At 64.7% G+C, this 16738-nt stretch carries 12 protein-coding genes; 7 read left to right on the plus strand and 5 right to left on the minus strand.

Annotation, left to right across the window (positions count from 1 at the left end):
* Positions 1 to 20 precede the first annotated feature (20 nt).
* Positions 21 to 1274, plus strand: a complete 1254-nt coding sequence (locus FYB92_RS06510) for a DNA adenine methylase (RefSeq protein WP_081378537.1) — start codon at positions 21 to 23, stop codon at positions 1272 to 1274.
* A gap of 32 nt (positions 1275 to 1306) precedes the next feature.
* Here the strand turns inward: FYB92_RS06510 and FYB92_RS06515 are convergent, their stop codons facing one another.
* The 5 genes from FYB92_RS06515 to FYB92_RS06535 form a co-directional block, all read right to left on the minus strand.
* Positions 1307 to 1909: an ankyrin repeat domain-containing protein gene (locus tag FYB92_RS06515; protein WP_003621033.1), complete on the minus strand. Its 603-nt coding sequence runs from the start codon at positions 1907 to 1909 to the stop codon at positions 1307 to 1309.
* 104 nt (positions 1910 to 2013) lie between these two features.
* Positions 2014 to 4155: a glutamine amidotransferase gene (locus FYB92_RS06520; RefSeq protein ID WP_332828371.1), complete on the minus strand. Its 2142-nt coding sequence runs from the start codon at positions 4153 to 4155 to the stop codon at positions 2014 to 2016.
* A complete protein-coding gene (locus FYB92_RS06525) occupies positions 4155 to 6998 on the minus strand; it encodes a DUF4159 domain-containing protein (RefSeq protein ID WP_192265816.1) in 2844 nt (947 codons plus the stop codon). The genes FYB92_RS06520 and FYB92_RS06525 overlap by 1 nt, the downstream gene beginning before the upstream one ends.
* A complete protein-coding gene (locus FYB92_RS06530) occupies positions 6995 to 8062 on the minus strand; it encodes a DUF58 domain-containing protein (protein WP_192266347.1) in 1068 nt (355 codons plus the stop codon). Before FYB92_RS06530 ends, FYB92_RS06525 begins: the two co-directional genes overlap by 4 nt.
* A gap of 20 nt (positions 8063 to 8082) precedes the next feature.
* A complete protein-coding gene (locus tag FYB92_RS06535; RefSeq protein WP_075596058.1) occupies positions 8083 to 9132 on the minus strand; it encodes a MoxR family ATPase in 1050 nt (349 codons plus the stop codon).
* Between the two features lie 258 nt (positions 9133 to 9390).
* Here FYB92_RS06535 and FYB92_RS06540 point away from each other — a divergent pair, with 258 nt between their 5' ends.
* The 6 genes from FYB92_RS06540 to FYB92_RS06565 all read left to right on the plus strand — a co-directional run bounded on the left by FYB92_RS06540 (position 9391) and on the right by FYB92_RS06565 (position 16530).
* Positions 9391 to 9966, plus strand: a complete 576-nt coding sequence (locus FYB92_RS06540) for a DUF1285 domain-containing protein (protein WP_075625070.1) — start codon at positions 9391 to 9393, stop codon at positions 9964 to 9966.
* 69 nt (positions 9967 to 10035) lie between these two features.
* The gene (locus FYB92_RS06545) at positions 10036 to 11370 is read left to right on the plus strand and encodes a CCA tRNA nucleotidyltransferase (protein WP_239015721.1); all 1335 of its coding nucleotides are present in this window, start codon (positions 10036 to 10038) and stop codon (positions 11368 to 11370) included.
* Between the two features lie 188 nt (positions 11371 to 11558).
* Positions 11559 to 13313 carry an ABC transporter ATP-binding protein gene (locus FYB92_RS06550; protein WP_040512487.1) on the plus strand — a complete coding sequence of 585 codons (1755 nt, stop codon included), beginning with the start codon at positions 11559 to 11561 and terminating at the stop codon, positions 13311 to 13313.
* 150 nt (positions 13314 to 13463) lie between these two features.
* Positions 13464 to 14555 carry an HlyD family secretion protein gene (locus tag FYB92_RS06555; RefSeq protein ID WP_003621019.1) on the plus strand — a complete coding sequence of 364 codons (1092 nt, stop codon included), beginning with the start codon at positions 13464 to 13466 and terminating at the stop codon, positions 14553 to 14555.
* Entirely contained in the window at positions 14552 to 16126 is a 1575-nt protein-coding gene (locus FYB92_RS06560) for a DHA2 family efflux MFS transporter permease subunit (protein ID WP_003621018.1), read from the plus strand. Before FYB92_RS06555 ends, FYB92_RS06560 begins: the two co-directional genes overlap by 4 nt.
* Positions 16126 to 16530: an NUDIX domain-containing protein gene (locus FYB92_RS06565; RefSeq protein WP_332828372.1), complete on the plus strand. Its 405-nt coding sequence runs from the start codon at positions 16126 to 16128 to the stop codon at positions 16528 to 16530. Before FYB92_RS06560 ends, FYB92_RS06565 begins: the two co-directional genes overlap by 1 nt.
* Positions 16531 to 16738 lie beyond the last annotated feature (208 nt).

The raw sequence follows: 16738 nt of genomic DNA on the forward strand, positions 1-16738 counted from the left end.
GTCCGGGCGGGCGGCAGGCGATGGAATGGAACCGCACAGCGCATTCCGCGAACAGTACCGACGATTTCCTGTTCAGCCAGCTCATTCCCTATATCGGTAGCAAGCGAAAGCTGCTCGACCTGATCGCCAGGGCGATCGCGGCAACGGGGGAGCCCCCCCATGCCACAGATTTCGTAGACCTCTTCGCCGGAACGGGGGTTGTCGGGCGGCTGGCCAAGCAGATGGGCTTTCGCGTGATTGCCAATGACTGGGAACCTTATGGCGAGGTTCTTGGCAACTGTTACCTTCTGGCGCAGCGCGCACCATTGTTTTTCAATGGTGTGGGGTATGAGGAGGTCATGGCGCGCCTCAATGCGTTACCGCCGGTGGATGGATGGGTGACGCGTCACCTCTGTCCTGACGATGACGACGCCTATGATGTGGCGCGTGACCGCATGTTCTATATGCGCAAGAACGGGCGGCGGATCGACGCCATCCGTGAACAGGTGGCAACGTGGGAGGCCGAGGGCCTGCTGTCGCCGGTGCAGCGCGCGTGCCTTCTGGCACCCTTGCTGTTCAGTGCATGTTACAACAGCAATACCAGTGGCCTGTTCAAGGGGTTTCACAATGGGTGGGGTGGACGGACGGGCACCGCGCTGTACCGTATCGCCGCCGACCTGTGCCTGCGCCCTGCGACGTTCCTTGATAATGGGCGTGACAATGTTGTGCTGCGCGCCGATGCGCAGGACGTTGCGCGCAACCTGCGCCCCTATCTTCGCGGTCCGGCCATTGCCTATATCGACCCGCCTTATAACCAGCACCCCTATGGCGCGAATTACCATGTCCTCAACAGCATCGTGCTGTGGGACCAGCCTGCCCTTTCACCCAAGATCAGCGGACGTGACAAGGCTGCGATCCGCACTGACTGGCGCACCGTACGGCGCAGCGCCTATAATTACCGCGATCGCGCCACGCAGGCCTATGCCCGCCTGCTGGAGACGTTGCCCGTGCGCTGGATCGCCACAAGTTACAGCACTGACGGGATGATTGACCTGCCTGATATGGTCGCGGCGAACCGGGCGCTGGGGCAGGTATCGGTCTTTACACGCGGATACAAGCGTTACCGCGTCAGCAGCCAGCGTTTTTCATCCAAACCGATGAATGTGGAATTCATCCTCCTGACGCGTGTGGGGCAGCGATGCACGCGCACGGTGACACAGATCGTGGACGAAATCCGCATGGCGGAGGCGCGCATCCTGGCGCAGCATCCCGAAACGGCTTCTGCCGGGGGGTGAAAGGGCCTGGGGTGCCAGCCGCGTGGTGTGCGTCAGCTACCGCCAAACCCGAGGAAGCCCGCCGCCGGTTTCGCATGGCCACCGGTTACGTCATAGCGTGAGTCAACATGTCTGGCCCGCCCGGCCAGAGGTGGCGTGCGGACCGTATCCGCGGCTTCATCCATGTCCGGCCCCTGGGTCGAACCGGATGCGAAATGTGGGTCGGAATCGGAGAAGGTGCGCATCGACAGCAGCAGGAATGTAATGTCGTTGCGGTTCAGGTCGATGGCCATGTCCAGCGGGCTCTGGCCCAGCACGTTATGCGCGGTCATGTCCGCCCCACGGTTCAGTGCTTCTTTCGCTGCGCCAAGGCTGCCACGGTTAATGGCGTCGAACAGGGCATCGGTCGGGTTCATGTCATTGCTGGCATGGCCGCGCACTTCTTCGTTCGACTCCGCACCAGGCAGGGCGGCCGGGGGGGCGGCGGCCTTGGCGGCGCGTCGGGCCTCTGCCTTCTTGGCGGCGTCGGCGGCGTCGGCCTCGGCTTCCGCATCATCGGCATCCTGCGCATGGGCCATGTGCAGCGGCACGGTGGCGAAAGGAACGGCCGACAGGAAAAACGCCGCAAGAAGCCCGATGCCTGGTCTGGAAAGCATGTCGTGTCCCATGAATAAACGCCGCGCGCCGTACGCGATGCAGGTGTGCATTGCCCCGTAGCGCAGCAATATCGCACGGTGGCAGGGTAACGCAAACTTTAGTCTCATGCCCGTGCGCGCCCTTCGCGCCACCAGCCGAGCATCAGCATCGACAGCACGAACAGCAGCACCGCCCATGGCGGCAGCAACGCATGTGCCTGCTGTCCTGTCACGATATGGGCATGGCGGTCGGGAAAGTCGAAACGCTCAGCCGTCGAATGCGCCGCGCCATTGACCATTCCGATCGCGGGCAGTGATGCGCTCTCCGCCCGTTTCCCCAGCCAGTGCATGCCGCCGCCCGTCATCGCGACAAGCGGCTGCAGGCGCGTTGCGGTGGCGCGCAGGTCTGCGAATTCCTGCGGATCTTCGGCGCGGGGGGCCGCGAATGCCTCATGCCCATCGCTGTCACGTACGCTCCAGATCCCGTTTTCGCGGGCGGGAAGGTGCGCCGTGGTGACGCCCTTGTCCCCTGTCGCGGTCAGAGGGACCTGCTGCATCGTGCCGTCGGGATGGGTTACGCGCACCATCGCAGGTGGCGCAGACAGGAGAGAACGACGGGTGATGTTGAGCTGCCCGCCCGTGATTTCTGCCTCAAGCTGGTTTTCTTCCAACTCCGGCTCTTTCATCAGCCAGTGTGAAATCCGCCGCAGCAGTTCGGACTGTGGACCGCCGCCGCCCTCTCCATGCGACCACAGCCATGCCTGATCCGACATCAGGAAGGCCACACGTCCCTTGTCCGCATGGTCCAGCACCAGAAGAGGCTGCTCATGCGGGCCGGTCATCAGCACTTCCCCATTGACGGAATCGGATGCCAGGCTGCGATACCATGGTCCCCAGCCCGGCCCGCCGGCTGATGCCGGGGCACCGGGCAGCCGCGCCGTCACGGGATGACGCTGCCCCGCTTCGGTCAGCATGGGGCGGAACTTCTCGTTCCTCACCCCGTCGGGCGTGATATGGGCAGGCAGGATTTCCGACAGGGGCGTGTCCTGCAACGACCCCGGACCGATGAACTCCGGCCCGCCAATCAGCAGCAGGCCGCCGCCCTCGCGCACATGGTTGGCGATGTTGCGCAGATAGGCCTGGGGCAGGATGCCGTGATTTTCAAACCCGTCGAGGATGATAAGGTCGAACTGCCCGATCTTCTGCTGGAACAGTTCGTTGACGGGAAATGCAATCAGCGCAAGATCCGATAGCGGCGTGCCGTCATCCTTGTCGGGTGGGCGCAGGATGGTGAAATGGACCAGATCGACCGACGGATCGGCCTTCAGCAGCCGCCGCCATACACGTTCGCCCTGGTTCGGTGTGCCCGAAACCAGCAATACACGCAGCCGGTCGCGCACGCCGTTGATACGCACGATATCGCGGTTGTTGATGTCCGATGCCTCACCGGGCAGTTCCGGTACCGACAGTCCCACCAGCATCGGGCCAGGATGGGTAACAGGCAGGGTGATGTCCTGTGGCTGTCCGATCCGTACGATCCGGCTGCTGGGCTGTGCGCCGCCCTGGGTCATCGTCAGTTCCGTCGTGGCGTTCCGGGCGTCGGGACGGCCAAGGTCGTCCACTTCCACACGGATCGTCACGTCCTGCCCCACGATGCCATAAGGCGGCGCCTGCAGGATGCGCAGGCGGCGATCCGTTTCCTCGCCCTGTCCCGTCAGCAGCACATGCAACGGCAGGGTCAGGCGATGGCCCTGCGCATCCGGTGGTGTCAGGACTTCGGGTAACTGGGCCGGGATGTCGTGAACCTGCCCGTCGGTAATCATGACCGCACCGGCCAGGCGTGAGGGCGGGATGTCCGATGCCGCCTGTGTCAGGGCGGAAAACAGGCGCGTGCCGTCATGATGGGCATCGCGCACGGTAATGGTGCGGGTCTGCAACCCGTCGATATGGCCGATTTCCTCCTGCACGCGTTCGGCGGCGCGATGGGCCATGACCGCGCGGTCGCGGATGGACATGGACGCCGACTGGTCCACCACCACCAGCGCCGTCTGCGGCAGGGGATGCCAGCTTTCGCGTAACCGCTGTGGCCCCGACAGCCATAGCACAAGCCCCGCACCCGCCAGCACCCGCCACGTTGTGCCCCGTGCGCGGCGTGCGATCCCCCATGCACCCATCGCAAGAAGCGCGCCGCCCAGCACCCAGAGCAGCCATGGTGGTACCAGCGGCTGAAAGCCGATCATGTGATGCAGGCGGTCAAGTGACGGCATCATTCCCCCAGGCGCTTCAACAGGGCCGGGACATGGACCTGATCTGCCTTGTAATTCCCCGTCAGGGCATACAGCACGGCATTGACGCCAAAGCGATAGGCCAGCGTCCTCTGTTCGGGGCCGTCGGGGATGGTGGCATAGGGCGTGCCGCCACTGTCATCCACCGCCCATGCATGCGCCCAGTCATTGCTGCCGATGATGACGGGGCTGACGCCATCATTGGTGCTGTCGCCTTCCTGCGCAACCCATACGGGCATCCCGTCATAACGGCCGGGAAAGTCATGCAGCAGGTAGAACGTATGCGTCAGGACGTGGTGGTCATCCAGCTTCGTCAGGGGCGGGATGTCCAGACCCGCCGTCATGCGTCGCAATGCGGCCGCGGTTCCGGGGGCGGAACCGGTAAAGCTGTCGTCATTTCCCGCCTGGGCCGTGGCGGGGTCCTGCCCCTGCGTGTCGATCATCAGAATACCGCCATGGCGCATATAGGCGTTCAGCGCCGCCGTGCGCGCGGGTGTGGCGGTGGCGTCCGCTGTTACCGGCCAGTAGATCATGGGATAATAAGACAGGTCATCGCGTTCGGGCACCAGCGCATCGGGATGGCCCAGCACGGCGGAGGTGCGGGCATTCACGTAATCCGACAGGCCCTGCAGCCCCTCGCGCGAGACGTCGTCGATATCTGCATGGTTCGTGATGATATAGCCCAGACGCGTTTCCAGTGCCGCCCCCGGCACGTCGCGTGTTTCGGCCCATGCGGGCGCGGAGGGCGCCGATGCCAGTGCCGCAAGGATGACGGCGCTGACAAGTCCCGCCCGCCGTCCGTTCGTGCACCCCCCGCCCGCGCGGATCATGCCCGAACGCATCAGGATCGCGGCGATCCCGTCCACCAGAACCAGCCCCAGCGCCAATACCGCCAGGATCGGTCCCAGTGCGAGGTCGGGGGTTTGCCCGCGCAGGTCCATGACCGTACCAACCGGCTGTTGCGGCAGCATTTCCCCCGCATCATCGCCGATATTCAGCGCCCGGCGCGACGCGCGTGGGCCGTACAGGCCCGGCGGATGCGCCGCGGATACCGCGATATGTCCGAACGCATCGGCACGTACGGCCTGCGCGCCTGCGGGGGGCGGACCTTCCACCCCCGCGCCATCAAGCGTCATGTAAGGTGACAGCAGGCTCTGGTCCGCCGGGGTTTCAATGCCGACCGCCCGTTCGCCAAGCCGTTGCAGCATGCCGACGAACAGGCCGGACAGCGGCAGGTTGGACCAGTCCGCCGTGCTGGTGACATGAAACAGCACAACCTGTCCCGCCCCCAGTGCCGCATGCGTCACCAGCGGCGTCCCGTCCACCAGCCGGGCCCATGTATGGGTGTCCAGGTCGGTCGAGGGCCGTGCCAGCACCTGTTTGGACACCGTGACATCGGCAGGCACCGGCAGGTCATGGAAGGGCGAGCGCGCATCGAAAGCGGCAAGATGTTCAGGCTTGCTCCACGACATCGCACCACCCAGCACGCGTTCCCCATCCATCAGCGGCACCGGCAGCAGGGTATCCGCCACAGAGGTATTGGCCCCGTGTATATCGCGCGAAGTGGTCTCGGCCGGGGGGGGATCGGTACGCGGTCCGTCGGCAGGGACGGGGGGGGCAATGCCCGTGCCACCCGCGGCCTGTACAAGCAGCGGGCCGGAAAAGCGGATCAGTGTGCCGCCCCTGCGGACCCATTCCTCGACCTTGTGGCGTGCATCGGGACTGCCCAGCGTGCCGTCCGGGGCGATCAGGATGGACAGGGGACGCGACAGCAATGTGTCAAGTGTCCCTTCGCGCAGTTCCGCCCCCGGCGCCAGCGCCCGGCGCAGATAGAACAGGCTGCCCATCAGGGGGGTATCCGACGCGTTGCCCGAAATCAGGCCCACCGGGCGCCTGCGGTCATTTTCATCCAGCAGTCGTACGCTGGCGGGGCCATTGATGGCATCGACCTCCACATGGTCCAGTTGGTTGCGCAGTTCCACCGGCAGCGTCAGCCGCACATCGGCCTGATGTGCATCAGGGGGCATCGTAACATGCAGGACCTGTAGCGTGCTGTTGTCGATGGTCTGCGCCCGCACGCTGACCTGGCGCAGGACGGGACGCGGTACCGTGCGCAGCCGCAGGTCCAGCGCCTCGGCACCATTATGGCCGGGGGCAAGGGTGACGATATCCGCATCGGGCAGGCGCAGGTCATGCACCGGACCGACATCGCGCAGCGCCGTGGCGAACGCCGCGTCATCGCCCGTCGCCATTCCGTCCGCCAGATAAAGCACCGGCCCGTGCCAGCCATGTTGCAGCAGCGCCCGCACCGCCCCGGTGGCGGCCCGGCGGTCCACCCCCCATGGCTGCGGTTCCGAAGGGGCGAGTATCGTGCGCATGATCGCAGGGTCCTGCGCATCGCCAACCCGCATGACCTCATTTCCCGTGGGTGGCGCCGTCAGCAGCAGGCGCACGGAATGCCCATTGCGCGCCAGTCGTTCAAGGATGCTGTCCACCGCGCGAAGGCGCTGTGTCCAGCCGGGGGCGGCGGCCCATCCATTGTCGATCACCAGCAGCGTGTCCGCAGACATGCTGATGCCTGCGCGGTCACGCGTGATGAAAGGCTGTGCGCAGGCCGTGATGACAAGGACCACCGCCATGCAACGCAGGATCAGCAGCCACAGCGGCGCGCGTGCCACGTCATCATTGCGCGCGTCCAGCCCGCGCAGAAGGGCGATGGGGGGAAAGGACTGTTCGCGCGGACGCGGCGGCAGCGCACGCAACAGCAGCCAGACCACCGGCAGCAGTACGAACGCCCACAAGACCCATGGTGCGGCCAGGATCATGCGCGTATCCCCCCGCCTGTATGGTGGGCCGCGGCAAGTTGCGCATGCAGCGCCAGCAGGGCACGTTCGGGGGGCTGGTCGGTGGTCTGGGTGATCATCGCGTTCCCGCCGGCGCGGCACAGGTCCGAAAGCTGCTGTTGATGCTGCGTGAATGCCGCACGATAGGCGGTGCGCAGGTCCGTCCCGGCAGACAGGGTCAGGGGGGCTTCATCCTCCAGCCCCATGAACCGCGTGCGCCCGGAATAGGGCATGTCGCGTTCTGCCGGGTCGATAACCTCGATCAGGCTGGTACGCACCTGTCGCGCCAGCGCCGCGCGCAACAGGCCCGAAAATGCGGCCGGATCGTATAACCCGTCCCCCAGCAGTACAAGTCGCCCATTGCGCGCAAGATGTCCGGCCTGTGGCAGGGTTGCGGGCGAGGAAGGGCGGCGCATCGCATCAATCAGCACTATCGCCATGCGTTCCAGCCCGCCATTACCCGATATGGCCGTGACCGTCGCGCCATCCGCGCCCAGCAGGCGCACGCGTTCCCCCTGCCGCAGCAGGATCGCCGCCAGCGCCAGCGCCAGCACAAGGGCGCTTTCCGCCTTGCTCGGCAGGGTGTCGGAGGAGTGCCAGTTCATGGAGGAACTGTTATCGCACCAGATGAAAATAGTCTGGGCTGTCTGTGCCTCGTTTTCGCGCACAAAGGGACGTTCGCCGCGCGCGGACTGTCGCCAGTCGATGCGCGATGCGGCCTCCCCGGGTTGTGCCGGGCGGTATTGCCAGAAATTTTCTCCCGATCCGGCCCGGCGTCGGGCATGCCCGCCCTGCTGTACCGCCTGTGCGATCCGGCGTGCCGTCATGATCAGGGCAGGCATCCGTGCGGCCAGCGCACGTGCCAGGGCGGGTCCGTCCTGCGTGGCCATGGGGAGGCCAGAGGGCAGGATACCAGAGGGCAGGACAGCGGACGTGGTGGTCCCGACGGTGGCGCTTTTCCCCACGGTATCCCCCACGCCATGACCTGGGGTATTGCCCCTTCTGGCGCGTGGAAAGAAGCGTCTGAGGAAAGCGGGCGCGGGCATATGATCAGCCACGACCCATATCAGCCCAGATGCCCAAGCAGTCCGTCGATCAACTGCTCCAGTTTCTGGTTTTCGGCCCGTGCGGTAAAGGTCAGGGCCATGCGGTGCGCCAGCACGGGGTGGGCCAGTGCTGCGACGTCATCCAGCGTGGGCGATAGCCGCCCGTCAAGCAGCGCGCGTGCCCGCGTCGCCAGCATCAGCGCCTGTGCCGCACGCGGGCCGGGCCCCCAGGCCACGGCATCGCGGATCGCGGGGGTGCTGGTGGTTTCCGGGCGGGCCTCGCGCACCAGGCGGACGATGGCGTCCACCACCTTTTCCCCCGTGGGCAGGGCGCGTACGACCTGCTGCGCCGCGATGACGTCATGCGCGCTCATGACAGGTTCCGCCGTGGCCTGCGTGGTGCCGGTGGTGGCCAGCAGCATGGCGCGCTCGGCCTCAAGGTCCGGGAAATCAAGCAGGATCTGCATCATGAAGCGGTCAAGCTGCGCCTCGGGCAGGGGGTAGGTGCCTTCCTGTTCGATCGGGTTCTGCGTCGCCAGCACGTGGAACGGGCGCGGCAGGGCATGGTCGGTGCCTGCGATCGCGACATGGTGTTCCTGCATCGCCTGCAGCAGGGCGGACTGTGTACGCGGGCTTGCGCGGTTGATTTCGTCGGCCATCAGCAACTGGCAGAAAACCGGTCCGGCGACAAAGCGGAAGCTGCGCCGCCCCTGTGCGTCCTCGTCAAGGATTTCACTGCCGAGGATGTCAGACGGCATCAGGTCGGGCGTGAACTGCACCCTGCGTGCATCAAGGCCCATTACCCGCCCGATGGTCGTGACCAGCAACGTCTTGCCCAGCCCCGGCGCACCCACCAGCAGCGCATGCCCCCCCGCGAGGAGGGATGTCAGTGCAAGGTCGATCACGCGATTCTGTCCCAGTATGACCTTGCCCACCTCCGCACGGGCGGCGCGCAGCCGTGCGGCAGTGGCATCGGCCATCGCCGCGGCCTGTATGGCATCGGGGGGGGAGGATATCGTCATGTTCGCAGGCTCCGCGCGGGAGGGGGAAAAGGCATCGGAGGTCATCATTCCTTCAGTCTGACACGTCCGGGGGTTTCATCAAGCCGGGGTTGCTCCCTATATCAGGTGGAGCAAGGTTTCATAATGTTCGGGTTAACGCACTTGACGGACGATTTCGAGACGAGAGTCACATTCGGTGGCATGCGCCCCGCTGCTGGCCGCCCCGCTGCGGCAGGTTCCGTTGCCGGGCGACAGGGGCACGATGCCGGTCCGGGCATGCCTTCGCAAGGGGCGCGCGCGGCCACGGGGGCATCCACGGGGGCATCCATGGGGCCGGGCGGTCCGTCATGCGGGGCGCTGCCTTTCCTGATCCGCCGGGACGGGACGTGGCTGTATCGTGGCTCGCCCATTACGCGCAAGCCGATGGTCTGCCTGTTCGCCTCCACATTGCGGCGTGACCTGACCGGGGCGTTCCGGCTGCAGACCCCGGTGGAATCCGGCACGATAGAGGTGGAGGACGCGCCCTTTGTCGCCGTCAGCCTTGAATGGTGCGGCTGTGGCCGTAATCAGGTCCTGTCCTTTCGCACCAATGTGGATCAGGTGGTCTGTGCCGGGCCGGACCATCCGATTCGTGTCGACTGGGACCGTCCCTGTGACGAGGACGGGGCCGGGGCGGTGCCGTATGTGCAGGTGCGGCCGGGCGATGGTCCCCTGCCGATCGAGGCACGGGTATCGCGGGCTGTCTATTACGAACTTGCGGCCCTTGCGGTGCCGGGGCATTGCCACGGCGCCCCCTGCCTTGGGGTCTGGAGCGGCGGGGTTTTCTTCCCCCTTGGCCGCCTGCCCTGTTGCAGGGAGGGGGATATGGGCGACGATGATGACGGGGATGGCTGTGCGCAATGACGCCACGCCTCGTCTGATGTGCCGATGCTTCGGGGTGCGTGGGGGGATTTATTGCACAGGGGACGGGCGATGAACGATGCCCTGCCGCCAGTTGCCCCCACCCAGCCTACGCCGCGTCAGTCCGCCCCCGGTCAGCCTGCTTATGCTCAGCCTGCCCCCGTTCAGCTTGCCCATGTTCAGCTTGCCTCTGACCCGCTGGCGCGGCTGTACCGCACGCGGCCGGAGACTGTCGCGACACTGGCGCGGATATGGGACATCGTGCCTGATGCACGGCTGGTGGGCGGTGCGGTGCGGGACCTGTTGTGTGGACGTGCGGTGTCGGACATGGACATGGCCACGGCGTTTCCCCCGCAGGACGTCATGGCGCGGCTGGGCGCTGCGGGCATCCGGGTTGTGCCGACGGGACTGGCGCATGGGACGGTGACGGCGGTGCTGGAGGGGCGCCCTTACGAAATTACGACCCTGCGCCGTGATGAACAGACCGATGGCCGCCACGCGCAGGTTGCATGGACCGATGATTGGCGCGAGGACGCGGCCCGGCGTGATTTCACCATCAACGCGATGTCCTGCGACCGTGCGGGCGTGGTGCATGATCCGTTTGGCGGGCGGGCGGACCTTGCGGCGGGACGTGTGCGTTTCGTGGGGGACGCGCACGCCCGTATTACGGAGGATGCGTTGCGTATCCTGCGTTTTTTCCGGTTCAATGCCCGTTATGGTGGCGACGCGCCCGATGCGGATGCCATGGCGGCGGCAACCGCGTTGGCCCCCATGGTCGAACGCCTGTCGGTTGAACGGATATGGTCCGAACTGCGCCGTATCCTGACCGGACCACGGGTTGCGGCCACACTGGCATTGATGGAGCATGGCGGCGTGCTGGCCCGTATCCTGCCCGAAGGCTACGACCTTTCACGCCTTGGGCGGCTGCTGGCCTGCGATGGGCCGGCAGATGCGCTGCTGCGGTGCGCGGCACTGTTTGTGGGGGACATGCAGGCGGTGGCGCAACGGCTGCGGCTGTCGCGCGCGGATGAACGTTTCGTGCGGGCGGTGCATGATGGGGCACTGCATGGTGGGGGCGATGGCCTTCATCCGGGCATGACAGGAGCGGAGATCGCGCGCATGCTGGTGGCGGACCCGGCCGATATCCTAATCGCGCGCACATGGCTGCGGCAGGGGGAGGTGCTGGGGCGCCCCGATGTCGGGTGGGACGACCTGCGTGCCATCATAACCCGATGCCCACGCCCGGTCTTTACGCTGGCGGGACGCGACGTGGTGGCGGCCGGATGCCCGCCCGGCCCCCGTGTAGGGGCGATATTGGCACAGGTGCGGGACTGGTGGCTGTCGGGGGGATGCGTGGCGGATCGCGTCGCCTGCCTTGCGCACCTGCGACATGTGCTGGGGGCCTGAGGGGCACGCCACACCGGATTTCGTGGTGTCCCGGTTTTTCCGTGCCGGTTTTCCGTCCCGTTTTTGGGTGCCGTTTTTCTGGGGCGATGAAAAAAACACGAACCGGTTTTGCATTAAAGGCATGCAGGAGTTTATAGGGCCGTATGAACGTTGTTCGATCGACGCGGCCCGATGCCGCCGGAAAAAGAATGCCGCCAGATCCCCATGCCCCGGCGTCAGCCGACGGGCTTGCCCGTCGGTTGTGGCGCGAGGAGCTGAGCCATTATCGCCTGCGCATCGCGGGGGTGGTGGTGCTGACGGCCCTGATGGCGGTCTTCAGCGCACTGTATCCGCTGGTGATCCAGCGTGCGCTGGACATGTTCGCAACGCAGGACAGGCGCATCCTGTATCAGGTTCCGATTCTGGTGGTCCTGATCACCACGGCCAAGGCCATTTCCCAATATGGGCAGAGTGTTGCGGTGCAGGGGCTGGTCCTGTCGGTCATCCGGGGTCTGCAGGGGCGGATGTTCGCCCATCTGGTGAATGCCGACATCTCCCGCATCGAGGCGGAGGCCCCGGCCCGGCTGGCCGCGCGGTTCACCACCGATGCCGTTTCCATCCGCGAGGCGATGATCCGTGCGACCAACGCGCTTGGCGATGGCGTGACGGTCGTCGGCCTGATCGTGTCGATGTTCTACATGGATTGGGAACTCAGCCTGATCGCCGCCGTGCTGTATCCCATCGCCGCAATGCCCGTGCGTAGGCTGGGTAAGCGCCTGCGCCGGGAATCGGGGGGGGTGCATGAACAGACAGGCAGTACTGCCGCGTTGCTGACCGAAAGCTTTGCGCAGGCCCGTACCATCCGCGTCTATGGGCTGGAGGCGGTGGAGCAGACGCGCGCGAACCATGTCCTCGACATGCTGCATGCCGGCCTGCTGCGCATTGCGCGGGGGCGTGCGCGCGTGGACCCGATGCTGGAGGTGCTGGGCGGGATCGCGGTGGCGGCGGTGCTTGGCTTTGCCGGGTGGCGCGCGACGCAGGGTGGCGCGACGCTGGGGGATTTCTCCGGTTTTGTCGCAGCGCTGCTGCTTGCGGCGCGGCCGCTGCGCGCGCTTGGCACGCTCAATGTCGCGCTGCAGGAAGGCATGGGCGGGTTACAGCGTGTTTTTGAGGTCATTGATGAACCCGCCGCAGTGTGTCAGTCTGCCGACGCGCGGCCCCTGCCCGCCGGGCGTGGGGATCTGCGTTTCAATGATGTGTCCTTCGTCTATCCCGACGGGCGGATGGGGCTGGCGGGGCTGGATTTCGTTGCCCGCCCCGGTACGACCGTTGCACTGGTGGGGGCGTCGGGGGCGGGGAAGTCCACGGCCCTGTCGCTGGTGCCGCGCCTGCATGACGTGTCCGGCGGCGGGATCGTGCTGGATGGGGAGGATCTGCGTCACCTGATCCTGTCGGACCTGCGCGATGCCATTGCCTATGTCAGTCAGGATTCGCTGCTGTTCGACATGTCGGTGGGGGACAATATCCGCATGGGCAACCGCCATGCCGATGAAACGCAGATGCGTGCGGCAGCCCGTGCGGCGGCGGCGGACGCGTTCATCATGGCGTTGCCCGATGGGTATGACACCATCGTCGGGCCGGGGGGGCAGAGGTTGTCGGGGGGGCAGCGTCAACGTGTCGCCCTGGCGCGTGCGCTGCTGCGCAATCCGCGCATCCTGCTGCTGGACGAGGCGACAAGCGCGCTTGACAGCGAAAGCGAGGCCACCGTGCAGCAGGCGCTGGCGCATCTGCGTCACGGGCGGACGACCATCATCGTCGCCCATCGCCTGTCCACCATTCGTTCCGCAGATCTGGTGGTCGTGATGGCCGAAGGGCGGGCCGTCGAACGTGGCACCCACGATGACCTGATGCGCCATGACGGCGTCTATGCCCGTATGGTCCGAACACAGGCTTTTGGCCTGTAGTGCGCCTGCTGGTGCATTAGGGGCGAATAAGCCATGCACGATGGTTGAAGTCGCTTCGCGTTCGTGCCATGCATTGACCGACCCGTTCGGTCAATACGGTCGCGCTGCGCGAAGCCGGAAGATACGAATCGCACGAAATGAGGGAACCACATGGCCGGTGATGAAGCCCAGACGCCAGACAAAGCACAGGCAAGCGACCACAAGCCCACGGAAAAATCGTCCCGCAAGATCATCTTGATCGCGGTACTCGTCGCGCTGGTCCTTGCTGCGGCGGTGTACTGGTTCCTGCATCGGGGCGAGGTGGAGACCGATGACGCGTTTACCTCTGGCCGTGCGGTCACGATCGCACCGCATGTGCGTGGTTACGTGACCGAGCTGCTGGTCAATGACAACCAGTTCGTCCATGAAGGGCAGGTCCTTGCGAGGCTTGATGACCGTGACTGGCGCGCCGAACGCGACCAGGCCGCGGCCAACCTGGAAATGGCCCGCGCACAGGTTGCAAGTTCCGAACTGATGCTTGCCGTTGCGCAGAAGAACTTCCCCGGCCACCTGCTGGCGGCACAAGGCGCGTTGCAGGGCGCACAGGCGCAGGAATTCCGCGCGCAGACCGATTTCAGGCGGCAGCATTCCGTTGCCCGTGCCGCCACGTCGCAGCAGGACATAGATTACGCCACCGCGGCATTGGACGAGGCAAAGGCCCGCGTGTTGCAGGCGCAGGGCGAATTGCAGCAGGCCCTGCCGGTGGAGCCCAATATTTCCAGCACGCAGAGCAAGGTTTCCCAGGCGCAGGCGCAGGAGCATGAGGCGGAAGCCCGGCTGCGGCAGGCGGAGCTGAACCTTGAATGGACCGTGATCCGTGCACCGCATGATGGCTGGATCTCGCAGCGTAATATTGAGCGCGGCACCCTTGCACAGGTGGGGCAGACGCTCTTTTCCATCGTGGAGCCCGAGGTGTGGATCGTCGCCAATTACAAGGAAACGCAGCTTGCGAACATGCGTCCGGGGCAGAAGGTGGATATCGCGGTTGACGCCTATCCGTTCCTGAAGCTGAAGGGGCATGTTGATTCGTTGCAGCTGGGTACCGGTGCGACCTTCAGCGCCTTCCCGCCAGAAAACGCTACGGGCAATTACGTCAAGATCGTCCAGCGCGTCCCCGTCAAGATCCTGATCGACGAAGGGCTGCGTCCTGACCTGCCGCTGTCGCTTGGCCTGTCGGTCGAACCCACGGTCTTCACGCGATGAGTGCGGCGGCAGCCCCCACCGATGGCCACGCCGAACAGGCGTGGAAGCCGAAGCATAATCCGTGGCTGATTGCCGTGGTGGTCACGGTTGCCGCGTTCATGGAGATCCTTGACACCACCATCGTCAACGTCTCCCTGCCGCACATCGCGGGGAACCTGTCGTCCACCTATGATGATGCGACATGGACGCTGACATCCTACCTTGTCGCCAACGGCATCGTGCTGACCATTTCCGGCTGGCTGGGGAAGCTGTTCGGGCGAAAGAAATACTTCCTGATATGTATTTCGATGTTCTCGATCTCTTCGTTCCTGTGCGGAATTTCGACCAGCCTGCCTGAACTGATCTTCTTCCGCCTGTTGCAGGGGTTTTTCGGGGGCGGCCTGCAACCGAACCAGCAATCGATCATCCTTGATACCTTTCCCCCGGCAAAACGCGCTGCGGCCTTTGGCCTGACGGCGATTGCAACCGTGGTGGCCCCCGTCATCGGGCCGTCGCTCGGGGGGTGGATTACCGACAATTATTCGTGGCGGTGGGTGTTCTTCATCAATGTGCCCGTCGGCGCACTGGCGACGGTTGCGGTGTCGTTTATGATCGAGGACCCGCCATGGGCGCGCAAGCAGCCGGCCCCGCTGGATTTCATCGGGATCGGCCTGATCACCATCGGGTTCGGCTGTCTGGAGGTCGCGGTCGATCGTGGCGAGGACGAAGACTGGTTCGGGTCGCGCATCATTGTCATCATGGCGATCCTGGCGGTGCTGGGTATCGGCGGGGCCATTGCCTGGCTGTTGCATACCAAGAAACCGGCCGTGGATTTAAGGGTGTTCAAGGACAGGAATTTCGCGGTCGGCACTGCGCTGATGGGGGCGGTGGGGGCGTTGCTCTATTCCTCTGCCATTATCGTGCCGCAGTTTGCGCAGCAGGTCATGGGCTATACCGCGACCCTGTCGGGCCTGATCCTGTCGCCCGGCGGTGTGGCCGTCATCATCCTGATCCCGCTTGTCGGCATGGCGATGAAAAAGGTGCAACTGCGTTACATCATCGCCTTTGGCTTTTTCCTGATGGGCATGTCGATGTTGTGGTCGGCGCGGCTGGTCCCGGCACTGGATTTCCGCCATCTCGTCTTATTCCGTATGAGCCAGACGGCCACTATGGCTTTCCTGTTCGTGCCGATTTCGACCATCACCTATGCCACCTTGCCGCGTGAACTTAATGCCGATGGTTCCGCGTTGTTCAGCATGGCGCGCAATGTGCTGGGATCGCTCAGTATCTCCGGGGCGACAGCGATGGTGACGGAACTGCGCCAGGCACATCAGAGCAATATGGTCCACTGGATGACGCCGTTCCATCAGCCCTTTAACGAATATCTGTCACAGGCGCGTATCGCGGCGGTGGCGCGGGGCTTTGCCGAACCTGTCGTCAATTCCGTGGCCATGGGAAAGCTGTACCAGCAGTTTTCCAAACAGATCGCGATCCTTGCCTATAACGAGGTGTTCATGATCCTTGGGATCGGATCGCTTCTGGTGGTGCCGTTCTGCTTCCTGATGTCGCCGCTCAAGGGAGGGGACAAGTAATGGCGGCGGATGGGGACATCCGCGTTGCCTGTGCCGCGATCGTCCGTGATGGCGCCCTGTTGTGCGTGCGTAAGGTGGGGACGGGACTGTTCATGCTGCCGGGGGGAAAGCCCGAACCCGGGGAAGATGGTCTTGCCGCCTTGCAACGTGAAGTGATGGAGGAACTGGGTTGTGCCCTGCACCCGGGTAGTGCGCGGCCACTGGGGTGGTATACGGCCCCTGCCGCGCATGAGGCCGGGCGGACGGTGCATGCCGATATCTGGCTGGCGGACCTGTCAGGCATTCCACAGGCGCAGGCGGAAATTGCGGAAATTCGCTGGATTGACCTTCATGATCCCAAGGCCGAGCCACTGTTGGCCCCGCTGCTGCGCACTCAGGTCATGCCCGCACTTCGCCAGTTGTAAGGGGTGTTTGAAAAGTCAGGCTTTATAACACCCTGAAATTATAAAGGTTTTTGATGAAGCTTTTTCTAAAAAGCTTCAGAAGACGCCGCCTTTTTGAAAAAAGGCGGCACCCAAAAACTGTCCTTATTTTTTATCAATGCGTTGTTTTCAAACAATCTCTAAGGGATGTTTGCAAAAACAGCGCCAAAGACAGGCAGTTTTTAAAAAA

The sequence above is a fragment of the Novacetimonas sp. GS1 genome (assembly GCF_036686925.1).
GTDB classification, from domain to species: domain Bacteria; phylum Pseudomonadota; class Alphaproteobacteria; order Acetobacterales; family Acetobacteraceae; genus Novacetimonas; species Novacetimonas hansenii.

What these genes read in the sequence shown, in the direction of transcription:
- FYB92_RS06540 (WP_075625070.1), top strand. Translation starts at nt 9,391, where the DNA reads ATGGGGCCGGGCGGTCCGTCATGCGGGGCGCTGCCTTTCCTGATCCGC.
- FYB92_RS06565 (WP_332828372.1), top strand. Translation starts at nt 16,126, where the DNA reads ATGGCGGCGGATGGGGACATCCGCGTTGCCTGTGCCGCGATCGTCCGT.
- FYB92_RS06555 (WP_003621019.1), top strand. Translation starts at nt 13,464, where the DNA reads ATGGCCGGTGATGAAGCCCAGACGCCAGACAAAGCACAGGCAAGCGAC.
- FYB92_RS06560 (WP_003621018.1), top strand. Translation starts at nt 14,552, where the DNA reads ATGAGTGCGGCGGCAGCCCCCACCGATGGCCACGCCGAACAGGCGTGG.
- FYB92_RS06545 (WP_239015721.1), top strand. Translation starts at nt 10,036, where the DNA reads ATGAACGATGCCCTGCCGCCAGTTGCCCCCACCCAGCCTACGCCGCGT.
- FYB92_RS06550 (WP_040512487.1), top strand. Translation starts at nt 11,559, where the DNA reads ATGCCGCCAGATCCCCATGCCCCGGCGTCAGCCGACGGGCTTGCCCGT.
- FYB92_RS06520 (WP_332828371.1), bottom strand. Translation starts at nt 4,155, where the DNA reads ATGCCGTCACTTGACCGCCTGCATCACATGATCGGCTTTCAGCCGCTG.
- FYB92_RS06530 (WP_192266347.1), bottom strand. Translation starts at nt 8,062, where the DNA reads ATGCCCGCGCCCGCTTTCCTCAGACGCTTCTTTCCACGCGCCAGAAGG.
- FYB92_RS06515 (WP_003621033.1), bottom strand. Translation starts at nt 1,909, where the DNA reads ATGCTTTCCAGACCAGGCATCGGGCTTCTTGCGGCGTTTTTCCTGTCG.
- FYB92_RS06525 (WP_192265816.1), bottom strand. Translation starts at nt 6,998, where the DNA reads ATGATCCTGGCCGCACCATGGGTCTTGTGGGCGTTCGTACTGCTGCCG.
- FYB92_RS06535 (WP_075596058.1), bottom strand. Translation starts at nt 9,132, where the DNA reads ATGATGACCTCCGATGCCTTTTCCCCCTCCCGCGCGGAGCCTGCGAAC.
- FYB92_RS06510 (WP_081378537.1), top strand. Translation starts at nt 21, where the DNA reads ATGGAATGGAACCGCACAGCGCATTCCGCGAACAGTACCGACGATTTC.